Consider the following 11106-nt stretch of genomic DNA (forward strand, 5'->3'; position numbering starts at 1 on the left):
AGAATATTCCGTAATTTCTATATATAATTTTCAATGTGTTCTTCTAGTTGAGGAACAGAGACCCTATATTGATGAAGTAATGCGTTTTAGGGGGGGATAGAACAACACTTACAAATAACTCTAGCCATATAATCCCCACCCATTCAGGGCATAATAAAATTATGAAGACTTGGTGAATACGTTTGACAATGAGAATCAATAGCATATAATAATGATTATAAATAAGAATTAGTTTTGGTTGCGTGAGGCAGTGTGATAAACTATTCTTAGGCAGCTAAACTATTACGAAAAATATTTAGGAGGTAGAATTAACCATGGCATTGATTGGAACAGAGGTACTACCGTTTAACGCAATGGCTTACCACAACGGTGAGTTTATCGAGGTAAGTGATGAGAATCTTAAGGGAAAATGGAGCGTAATTTGCTTCTATCCAGCAGACTTTACATTTGTTTGCCCTACTGAGCTTGAGGATCTGCAAGATCAATATGCAACTTTGAAAGATCTTGGTGTTGAAGTGTATTCCGTATCCACGGATTCCCACTTTGTGCACAAAGCTTGGCATGACAGCTCCGAAGCAATCGGTAAAGTTACTTATATTATGATTGGCGATCCATCCCATACCATTTCCCGTAACTTTGAAGTACTGGATGAAGCAACTGGTATGGCAAACCGCGGTACCTTTATCGTTGATCCAGACGGCGTAGTTCAAACGGTTGAAATTACCGCAGACGGTATCGGTCGTGATGCAAGTAATCTAATCGACAAGATTAAGGCTGCTCAATATGTTCGTAACCATCCAGGTGAAGTTTGCCCGGCTAAATGGAAAGAAGGCGGAGAAACATTGAAGCCTAGCCTCGATCTCGTAGGTAAAATCTAAGGAGAGAGAAAATTATGAAACTGGACGCAGACATTAAACAACAACTGGAGCAATATCTTCAGCTTTTGGAGGGCGATGTTCTGCTGAAAGTCAGTGCAGGTACGGATTCTGTATCTAACGACATGCTGGATTTAGTGGGTGAACTATCCAGCATGTCGGGCAGAATCACTGTAGAGCACACGCAGTTGGCTAGAACGCCAAGTTTTAGCGTAAATCGCGTAGGTGAAGACACTGGCGTAACATTTGCCGGAGTTCCATTGGGACATGAATTCACTTCGCTCGTCCTGGCACTGCTTCAAGTCAGCGGAAGAGCTCCGAAAGTTGAACAAAGCGTAATTGATCAGATTAAGAGCATTAAAGGCGAGTACCATTTTGAGACTTATGTTAGCCTATCCTGTCATAACTGTCCTGACGTTGTGCAGGCGCTGAATTTGATGAGTATCCTCAACCCTGGAATCACTCATACGATGATTGACGGAGCGGCCTTCAAGGAAGAAGTGGAGAGCAAGGACATTCTGGCTGTGCCAACGGTTCATCTAAATGGTGAATTCTTCGAGAGCGGCCGAATGACGATCGACGATATCCTCGGTAAATTGGTCACCTCGGATGCGTCCGAGTTCGAGAACAAAGAGCCATTCGACGTATTGGTGGTCGGAGGCGGGCCAGCCGGAGCTAGCGCAGCGATTTATGCGGCTCGTAAAGGAATCCGCACAGGTATCGTTGCTGAACGCTTTGGCGGACAAGTAAATGATACTCTGAGCATCGAGAATTTCATCAGTGTAAAATACACCGAAGGCCCTAAGCTTGCTGCAAGCCTTGAGGAGCATGCGAAGGAATATAACATTGATATTATGAAGGCACAGCGTGTGAAGCGCCTGGAGAAGAAAGAGCTCATTGAAGTTGAACTCGAGAATGGCGCCGTGCTGAAGAGTAAGACCGTAATCATCTCCACAGGTGCCCGTTGGCGTAATCTAGGTGTGCCTGGTGAAACAGAATATAAGAACAAAGGTGTGGCTTACTGTCCGCATTGCGACGGCCCTCTATTCGCAGGCAAAAGCGTTGCAGTGGTGGGCGGCGGCAACTCTGGTATTGAGGCAGCGATTGACCTGGCAGGTCTAACGAAACATGTTACCGTTCTAGAATTTATGCCAGAGCTAAAGGCTGACTCTGTATTGCAAGACCGCCTGAACAGTTTGCCTAACACGACTGTTATCAAGAATGCGCAAGTGAAAGAAATCACTGGTTCTAACAGAGTTGACGGCATCAGCTACATCGAGCGCGAGAGCGGTGAGACGAAGCACGTTGATCTGGAAGGCGTATTCGTTCAAATCGGCTTGGTTCCAAATACAGATTGGCTGGGTGATACGATTGAGCGCACCCGCATGGGCGAAATTGTCGTAGACAATCATGGTGCAACGAGCATGCCTGGCGTATTTGCTGCAGGAGACTGCACGAACTCGCCGTACAAACAAATCATTATTTCGATGGGATCCGGTGCTACCGCAGCGTTAGGTGCATTCGATTATCTGATTCGAAATCAATAAACATATATTTAACGGCTTTGGTCCTGACCTGCATCGGGACCAAAGCCGTTTTTAGTTTTGGAAGGTAATAAATTTACTTTGGACAGGGCTCTTTTTCTCCGCCCATGGTATATAAGTGGTTTTCTTAACTTGAAGGAACATCCTATTTTAATTTAATGCGGATTCACAATTTTTGATAATGATGTAAAAGACGCTCTACCCGGTTCTGGATCAATCGCTTCAAGGATTCGGGCTTCACGGATACAACAGAACAGCCATATCTCATAAAATAATTCGCTATAAATTCTTCCTCTCCCGGATTATAGAATCCCCTAATAATTGCTGTATCCCCACTTTCCATGCTCATTGAAGGATAATGTTCTTTATGGAAAATATCCTTGGCCTTTTCTAAAATCTCCACTTCAAATTCAATACTATCCTTAGATTGATAAATTGCTAATGAACGCCGAAGGAGCTCGTCTATAGAAAAAGGAGATTCGGCTTCCACTACTTCTACAGAGGTGATTCGGTCACATCTGAAAACCCGATGTTGCTGCGTATGTAACTCGATTCCGGCAGCATACCATTGACCAAACTTCGCGGAAATTTTGAAAAATTGAACGTGGTAGCTTGTTGTCTGCTTATTTTTAAAATATTGAATCTTACAGCTACTTTCATGAAGAATGCTATGCAGAACTCGATCTAAAAATCGGCTCACATACGGATGCGGATAAATCTCAAGCTGTAGAATTTTTCTCATGTTGTGAATCTGCTCGACTTGCTTTATGGAAAGGCAGTTTTCAAACTTCTCATGAAGTTGATTCGCGCTAAGATGAAATGGCGTGGATTGATAAGCCTCCAACGTCAGCATGGCAAAATACAGAGCATACACTTCATCCATCGTAAAAAATTATGGGGGATAACAATCTGTTTTTTAAGATACCATATCGTCCATGCCTGCCATGCTCGGAGAAGATTGGCATGCCTAATTGCTCTAATGAGCTTATATCCCGCAGAGCTGTACTTTTTGAAATATGGTATTTATCCATTAGGTCACTTAAATTAAAGTACTCTCGGCCGTTCAAGTATCGAATCATGTCATTTAATCTTTCCGCTTTCTTCATCACAAATCTCCTTAGTAAAGGTGTCGTGTTTTGATACCTTTATAAATTATGATGATTTTAAGGTCAAGTATCAAATGTATCTCAAAACACGATATCGAAGGAGTTGGATCCCATGAGTGCAACGCTAGAAGTGGCTATTTTCTTATCCATGGACGGAAGAGCGAAAGAAGCCATCGATTTTTACAAAAAGCATTTTAATGCCGAGGAATTGCTGCTGGTGACCTATGAAGACATGGCCAAACTCGACAGCTCGTTCCAGCTTACGGACGCGAATAAGCATTATATCACTCACTCCGTCCTGTCCATTGGAAGAACAAAGATCATGATGGCAGAAGATACAATGGATGCAACAGAAAAATACACCGTGGGCAACAACACCTCCTTGTGCATCCAAAGTGCGGATCTAGAGGAAATTGAGCATTTTTACGAGAGCTTGACCACCGATGATCGAGTGAGAATTATCGTTCCATTATCCAGCAATGTGTTTAGCAAGGCGTATGGTATTGTTGAAGACCCGTTCGGGATTCAAATCCAGTTGATGTATGATGAGAGATTACGGTAAAAATTTAGTTGATCAAAATTAATATTCAAAGTTCATGACCAATATGAACTGACGAGCATCACCTCAATTTCAAGAGGTGGTGCTTTTTTAATCTATAGAAAAAATTGATTATGAATAGTCACTTATTGGAGGATTATGCAAGCACTGCCGAAGAGTTCTATAGTCTCGGAAGATTCGTCATTGAATTTTGCAGAGATATGAAGCTCGCGCAGGTCGATCTATAGGAGCCGTAAGAGCTTACGCCACCTGTAGTTGTGTGAGACTCACATTAGGCTACAAGCAAATTAATGATGATTAACATTACGATTTTGTTTAATGTAAGCCAGCATCTTATTTAAATTGTTCGCCATTACGGTCACAGTGTTCACCTCTGAGGGGGATATTTTTCATGGAAATTACATTCGACATTTTTTGGAAAATGTAATTTGTGTAGCCGGCAGTAAGTAGGAAAAAATAACTATTTCCCACAAAATGCATCTATGGTATTATTTTAGGAAAATAGCTCAAATCCTGAGTATGCTTAGGTTTTTATTTACTTCTTGTACGTCGGCTGTTTTTTTGGAGCCTATGATTATGCTATAAGTCAGGGGGTGAAAAATGTCGTTTTATGTATTAAAAGACCGAATAGTCGGTCTTTTGGAGGATGGCAAATCCAGAGGGGTTCGAGGTGAGACAAGAAGATGATTGCGATGATTGATAATTTTGATTCATTTACGTACAACCTTGTTCAATATTTCATGGAACAAGAAGAAGAAGTGAAGGTATTTCGCAATGATTCGATTACTATTCAAGGAATTGAAGCGCTGCATCCTGATTATATCGTTATTTCACCAGGGCCGTCCAATCCAAGCAATGCCGGGATCTCTATGGATGTCATCTCGCATTTTGCAGGGCGAGTACCAATTCTGGGCGTCTGCCTGGGACATCAGGCCATTGGACAGGCCTTCGGAGCTAAGGTTGTCCCGGCTGGGCATTTAATGCATGGGAAGACATCTGATATTACGCATGATGGCCGGACGCTATTCCGCAATTTGCCAACACCTTTAACAGTGGCCAGATATCATTCGCTAATTGTTGATCCGGATATACCGGATGATCTTGAGGTTACCGCTTGGTCACCTGAGGGCGAAATAATGGGTTTGAGGCATAGAGAGTTTGCGGTAGAGGGAGTGCAATTTCACCCAGAATCAATAATAACCCCCTTCGGTAAAGAGATCATCGCCAATTTCTTAAGTTATTACGCTATGCATAGTCATAGGGTCAGCTGAATAAGGCGTCCCGTTAATTTACTAATCAATAAGGGAGGTTTCTGGGTGGCGAACTTGGATTCTGGGCCTTTTATTTTAATGGATTTCATGGACGAGCATCAGGAGATGCAACGTCGTGTGTTTACCGATCCTGTAGAGATTATGGAAGCAGTTCATGTGAGTGAAGTCAGGCCAGTGCTGCAAAGGGTACAGGATGCCGTAGACCAAGGCTATTACGCTGTTGGATACGTATCCTATGAAGCTGCGCCGGCATTTGATTCTGCGTTTCAAGTTCATTCCGATGTCGTAATGCCTCTCGTTTGGTTCGGAATCTTTCGTGGATATGAACCGGAAATGAGAGCAGCTGAAGCAGCTGAGGCCAACGGGAGTTACCATATATCGGAATGGACGCCGACAACGAGTGAAGATACCTACCATGAATGTATTCATCAAATTCGGGAGTCTATCGCCAAAGGGGATACATATCAAGTTAATTACACCATGCGATTGCGTGCGCAATTTGCCGGAGATACATATGCCTACTATAAACGATTGTGCGATGCGCAGCAGGCCCGTTACTCTGCAATGCTGCATCTAGGCGATTTCAGTATACTGAGCGCTTCGCCGGAGTTGTTCTTCAGAAAGAGCAAGGGCATCATCAGCACCCGACCTATGAAAGGAACGGTCAAGCGGGGCTTGTGGCTAGAAGAGGATGAGCGTCTGGCCCAATGGCTTAGGCAATCCGTGAAAAATCAGGCCGAGAACGTCATGATTACCGATCTTTTGCGTAATGATCTAGGAATCATTGCTGAGCCAGGAACAGTTCAGGTGCCAAACCTTTTTGATGTTGAAAAATACTTTACGCTGTTTCAGATGACCTCTACGGTTACAGCGATTCCCAAGGCAGATGTCGGCATGGAAGAAATCTTCTCCGCTCTGTTTCCCTGCGGTTCCATCACGGGTGCTCCCAAGATCAGCACGATGGGGCTGATTCAACAGCTTGAAAATTCCCCAAGGGAGATATATTGCGGAGCCATTGGCATGTTGAGCCCGGACGGATCGGCGGTGTTTAATGTCGCCATACGTACCGTATGGATAGACCACCGAAGCGGCCAGGCGGAATATGGCGTTGGCGGCGGCATTACCTGGGATTCCACCGCAGCGGACGAGTATGCGGAAGCAAAGACGAAGGCGCTGCTTCTTACGGAGCAGAGACCTAAATTTGAATTGCTGGAATCATTCCGTCTAGAGAACGGACAATACACGCTGCTTGAGGAGCATTTGGAACGGATCCGTAAATCGGCTGCATATTTTGATTACTGCTGCGATATAGAGGAAATTCGACGCATTCTTGAGGAACATGCCGTCATACATAACAAGGAACTTCGAAAAGCTAGGCTCCTCTTGTCTGCGGATGGCAGCATAACCGTGCAAAGTGAACCGATTTCCGAGATTTCGCACCCGCTGAACGTTGTTCTTGCGAGCGAATCTATCGATTCAAAGCATCGGTTTCTTTATCACAAGACAACATACCGACAGATATATGAGCAACATGCCCGGCACAAGGGCGAAGCATTTGATGTTCTGCTCTGGAATGAGAAGGGCGAGCTTACGGAATTTACGATGGGGAATGTCGTGGTGGAGATGGATGGCTGCCGATATACACCACCCCGGGAGAGCGGCCTTTTGGCAGGAATATTTCGCAGCAAGCTTCTACAAGAAGGCAGACTGGAGGAGCGAAGGCTCACTCTTGACGATATTAAGGAAGCGACCCAGGTCTGGCTCATCAACAGTGTAAGAGGATGGGTTCCTGTGGAAATTACGCAAAAGAGTCTGGACGATGTACTACACAAATTAATGGTTTATTAGTGAGGGGGAAGTTGTGTTCATGGCGATTCAAGCCGACCTGAAACATCGTATCCAACAGCTTTGCCGGATGGAGGATATTACGTTTGAACTCGTAAAAGGAACATGGCCTCATATAGAAAAGCCGAAGGCTACTGCCTCTGCTTCGGAGCTATTAAATCGGCAGCAGCATTTTCAATATCACGCCGCCCCTGCATTTAAGAGGGACTACAATCGGCAGTCGAACGAAACGAAGGAGGCCCTCATCGCGGGTACCCCGCTTCATTGGGAGGGGGAGCCGACAACGCTGGTTGAGGCGTTTCATAGAACCTTAAAGACAAGCGGTAACAAGAAGCTGCACATACATTTGCAAGACGGGACGATAAGGTGCTTGACCTATAACGAACTGAATCAACTGGCCAGTCGGATTCTTCAGGGATTAAGGGAGCACGGATTGAAACCGGGGGATGCGGTGCTGCTTCAAGTGGAACAGATCGATCGATTTATCGCCTTGTTCTGGGCTTGCATCCTGGGCGGGCTACTGCCTGCCCCGTTAAAACCTTCATTGAGCCAGGCTCCGGAACACGCGGAGCATAAGAAAGTTGAGCAAGTGTGGGAGGTGCTCGATCGTCCGCTGGTTGTGTGCGATCCATGGTTGGAGACACGTGACCCAGGGGTGGATCATCCATCGGTCATTCTTCGTGAAGGACGCATGGTTACTGTGGACGAGCTGCTCCAGCTTCAGCAGCAAGCAGAGCCCCAGCATTATGCCCCTGCTCCAGAGGATGGAGCACTGTATTTGTTTACCTCCGGCACAACCGGCATTCCCAAATGCGTCCGCTATCGTCATACGCACGTATTGGCTAATATTATCGGCATTCAACAGCATCTTGGGCTGTCCGGCGAAGGCGGAGAGGTGACACTGAACTGGATGCCGCTCTATCATGCTGGCGGGCTGCTGACGAACCATGTCCTTGGAGTCGTGCTGGGCAGTGAGCAAGTGCTTCGGCCAGTTGAGCAATTTCTTAATAATCCAAGCACATGGCTTGCCGATATCGATGCCTATCGTGTCACGTTTACATGGGCCCCCAATTTTGCATATGTACATATCAATCAAATGGATGAGACGCTTGAGCAAGGAACCTGGGATCTCGGGTCTCTTCGGATCATCTTGAATGTCGGCCAGCCTATTTCGGCGGAGACGGCGAAAGCTTTTCTAAGGCGCTTGGCTCCGTATGGCCTTTCCCCGAACTGTATAGTACCTGCATACGGAATGACCGAGTTTTCCGGCAGTCTTTGCTTCAATCGGCGGTTCAGCTTGCAAACCGAGAGCGGAGTTCAGTATGTTTTGAAGGATTCACTAGGCAATGAGCTTAGCTTTCTGGAGGAAGGAGCATCGCCGGACTGCGCCGCATTTACCGAAGTCGGAGAGGTGGTTCCGGGAATTCGTCTTCGTATCGTGGATGAGGATAACCGAATCATGCCGGAAGCCTGCATTGGAAAAGTTCAAGTCCAGGGCTCGTCCATTGTGGATGGATATTATAAAAATGTGGCGGCAACCTCAACCGCATTTCCCGAAGCAGGCTGGCTGGATACGGGGGATCTTGGCTTTATTCGCGAGGGGAGATTGACGCTAACCGGCCGGGAAAAGGATCTACTCATCATGAATGCCAAAAACGTCTACAACTTTGAAGTGGAATCCGTCATGGCCCAAGCCTATGGGGTGGATCCGGCTTATGCAGCAGCTGCTGGCATCTCGGGCGGCGAAGCCGGTAACGACGATCTGCTGCTATTCTTTTCTCCACCGGATGAGGATATAACGCTCAGTGTACTCATTGTACAAGAATTGAGAGGTCTTATAACCAGGTATTTCGGTGTCAATCCCCGCTATATTGTTCCTGTAAGCAGAACACAATTTCCACGCACTCCAACTGGCAAAATTCAAAGATTGCATCTGGTCAATGATCTCCTGAGCGGACAATTTGATTCCATATTAGAGACGGTCGAGAACAGGCTTCAGAGCCGTTTGGAACTTGAACGGCAGCTGTCCGGTCTCTTACCGGACAGTGTTCCCAATCATCATCCGCAGCAGGAAGAGCAGGAGCCGCAAGCCTTAATGGTGTACTATTCATCGCCTCGTATGGATATTAGCGAAGCCGCACTGTACGCAGATCTGCGCGACAGTTTGAACGGATGGCCGGATAGCTTTGAACGGGTCGAAATAATCAGGCAATTTGCCGAGCCCGCGGTGGGTTCAGCAGTCTCGGAAGAAGATGAAGAACGGCAGCTTTTTCTCTCGCAATGCTTCCAACAACTGTTGGGGCGGTCGCGAATTTCGCAATATGATGACTTTTTCCAGCTTGGCGGAGATTCCTTGCGGATGGTCAAATTGCTGACGATGATTGCTTCCCGATATCGTTACAGCATTCCGCTCCGGCAATTTTTCGACCAACCGACGATCGGCGGTCTGCTGCAGGCGCTGCGGCACGCTGAATCAGAAGCGGCTCCTTCCACGCTGACTTGGTGGAAGCCGGATTCTGATAACAGGCATAAAGCACGCCTCCCTCTGACACTAAAGCAGAAGAGTCAATGGATTCTGCATATACTAGCTCCTCAAAGCGCTTTTTACACCAATACATTTACCCTTCGATTTCAGGGGGACTGCGACCCGGTCAAGCTGGAGGATAGCCTCCAAGTACTGATGCAAAGGCATGAGGCGCTGCGCCTTCAATTTACGGTAGAAGAAGGAGAGCCTTTTCAATATATTGCTGCTTCTGCTGTCTTGCCAGTCCGGGAAATCGACTTGAGGGATATGGAGCCAACGGCACGATCGGCAGCGGAGCACGAATTAATCCATCAGGAAGCCAATCGGCGCTTTGATCTGCTGAATGAGCCCTGCCTTCGTCTGCTAATGATTGTATGCAGTGAGCAGGAGCATGTCCTAGTCGTATCGATGCATCATATTATGTCTGACGGATGGTCATCGAATCTGTTTGCAAGTGAGCTTTTGCATATCTATGAGCGGCAATTATGCGGACAGGAGCCGAATCTTCCGCCGCTGCCGGCATCTTATTCGGATTACGTCCTCTGGCAATGTTCACTAGAACAGGATCGTTCCTCACAGCTGTGGAGCAAGGCCGAATATTGGAACCAATCGCTGAGCGAACCGCTCCCGATGATTGAAGTGCCGGGCGACTATTCTCGCCAAGCGGACAAATCGTATAGAGGAAGAACGGCCAAGCTTATCATCGATGAGCACCTGACAGAGCTTGTGCGGGAGACGGGCCGCCGTTCAGGAGTCACTTTGTTTATGCTTCTGTTTGCGGTTTATTCTTATATGATTCATCGATTTACAAGACAAAATGTGATCCCGATCGGCACTGTGATGGCGAACCGTACCCTGCCTGAGACGGAGGGGATGATCGGCTTCCTAGCCAATACCGTCGTTCTATGCGTTCAGTTCGATGAGCAGATGACCTTCGGTGAATTGCTAGAGCAGGTTAAGGAGACTGTATTGGACGGCTGCCAGCACCAGGAGGTGCCTTTCGAGATGGTACTGCCTGTACTGAAGGAAAGGAATGCGGTGGCTCAGGGGAATTCATCCTTATTCCAGGTGATGTTTACGCTGCAGAATGAGTTCACCCACCGCTATCAAGTGGAAGACACGGAAGTAAGCTTGGGCATCGAGGCGGGAGACACGGCCAAATATGACCTTATTTTGCATGTATATGAGCAGCCGGGCCATTTGGAGATCCGGTTGGAATACAGCACCGATTTATATACCGGGGAAACGGCCGAACGTTTTCTTGAATTTTACAAAACGATATTAGAAGGGGTTGTCGAACATTAAACTATCCAGCTTGAACGTGATTCCGGAAGCGGAGAGGCGGAAGCTTTTGTATGAGTTTAACGATACAAAAGCCTCTT

8 protein-coding genes are annotated in these 11106 nt (G+C 46.6%); 6 read left to right on the forward strand and 2 right to left on the reverse strand.

The window, feature by feature from the left end; genetic code table 11:
* Nucleotides 1–314 precede the first annotated feature (314 nt).
* Nucleotides 315–878 (forward strand): alkyl hydroperoxide reductase subunit C, encoded by a 564-nt coding sequence (gene ahpC / locus CZ379_RS01010; RefSeq protein WP_110929896.1) that lies wholly within the window; start codon nucleotides 315–317, stop codon nucleotides 876–878.
* Nucleotides 879–892: 14 nt separating this feature from the next.
* Nucleotides 893–2422 (forward strand): alkyl hydroperoxide reductase subunit F, encoded by a 1530-nt coding sequence (ahpF, locus tag CZ379_RS01015; RefSeq protein WP_110929897.1) that lies wholly within the window; start codon nucleotides 893–895, stop codon nucleotides 2420–2422.
* Between the two features lie 163 nt (nucleotides 2423–2585).
* Here ahpF and CZ379_RS01020 read toward each other — a convergent pair whose 3' ends face one another.
* Both CZ379_RS01020 and CZ379_RS26485 read right to left on the reverse strand, forming a co-directional pair.
* Nucleotides 2586–3302: a helix-turn-helix transcriptional regulator gene (locus tag CZ379_RS01020; protein WP_234404764.1), complete on the reverse strand. Its 717-nt coding sequence runs from the start codon at nucleotides 3300–3302 to the stop codon at nucleotides 2586–2588.
* Nucleotides 3295–3525: a helix-turn-helix transcriptional regulator gene (locus CZ379_RS26485; protein ID WP_234404765.1), complete on the reverse strand. Its 231-nt coding sequence runs from the start codon at nucleotides 3523–3525 to the stop codon at nucleotides 3295–3297. Before CZ379_RS26485 ends, CZ379_RS01020 begins: the two co-directional genes overlap by 8 nt.
* Before the next feature lie 112 nt (nucleotides 3526–3637).
* Between CZ379_RS26485 and CZ379_RS01025 the strand changes: the two genes are divergently transcribed.
* The 4 genes from CZ379_RS01025 (at nucleotide 3638) to CZ379_RS01040 (ending at nucleotide 11029) form a co-directional block, all read left to right on the forward strand.
* Complete coding sequence (locus CZ379_RS01025) at nucleotides 3638–4087, forward strand: VOC family protein (RefSeq protein WP_110929898.1); 450 nt, start codon at nucleotides 3638–3640, stop codon at nucleotides 4085–4087.
* Nucleotides 4088–4767: 680 nt separating this feature from the next.
* A complete protein-coding gene (locus CZ379_RS01030) occupies nucleotides 4768–5355 on the forward strand; it encodes an anthranilate synthase component II (protein WP_110929899.1) in 588 nt (195 codons plus the stop codon).
* 45 nt (nucleotides 5356–5400) lie between these two features.
* Entirely contained in the window at nucleotides 5401–7203 is a 1803-nt protein-coding gene (pabB, locus tag CZ379_RS01035) for an aminodeoxychorismate synthase component I (RefSeq protein WP_324616319.1), read from the forward strand.
* A gap of 19 nt (nucleotides 7204–7222) precedes the next feature.
* The gene (locus CZ379_RS01040) at nucleotides 7223–11029 is read left to right on the forward strand and encodes a condensation domain-containing protein (protein WP_110929900.1); all 3807 of its coding nucleotides are present in this window, start codon (nucleotides 7223–7225) and stop codon (nucleotides 11027–11029) included.
* Nucleotides 11030–11106 lie beyond the last annotated feature (77 nt).

This window comes from Paenibacillus bouchesdurhonensis (genome assembly GCF_900155685.1).
GTDB classification, from domain to species: domain Bacteria; phylum Bacillota; class Bacilli; order Paenibacillales; family Paenibacillaceae; genus Fontibacillus; species Fontibacillus bouchesdurhonensis.

What these genes read in the sequence shown, in the direction of transcription:
- CZ379_RS01030 (WP_110929899.1), top strand. Translation starts at nt 4,768, where the DNA reads ATGATTGCGATGATTGATAATTTTGATTCATTTACGTACAACCTTGTT.
- CZ379_RS01040 (WP_110929900.1), top strand. Translation starts at nt 7,223, where the DNA reads ATGGCGATTCAAGCCGACCTGAAACATCGTATCCAACAGCTTTGCCGG.
- ahpC (WP_110929896.1), top strand. Translation starts at nt 315, where the DNA reads ATGGCATTGATTGGAACAGAGGTACTACCGTTTAACGCAATGGCTTAC.
- ahpF (WP_110929897.1), top strand. Translation starts at nt 893, where the DNA reads ATGAAACTGGACGCAGACATTAAACAACAACTGGAGCAATATCTTCAG.
- CZ379_RS01025 (WP_110929898.1), top strand. Translation starts at nt 3,638, where the DNA reads ATGAGTGCAACGCTAGAAGTGGCTATTTTCTTATCCATGGACGGAAGA.
- CZ379_RS01020 (WP_234404764.1), bottom strand. Translation starts at nt 3,302, where the DNA reads ATGGATGAAGTGTATGCTCTGTATTTTGCCATGCTGACGTTGGAGGCT.
- CZ379_RS26485 (WP_234404765.1), bottom strand. Translation starts at nt 3,525, where the DNA reads ATGAAGAAAGCGGAAAGATTAAATGACATGATTCGATACTTGAACGGC.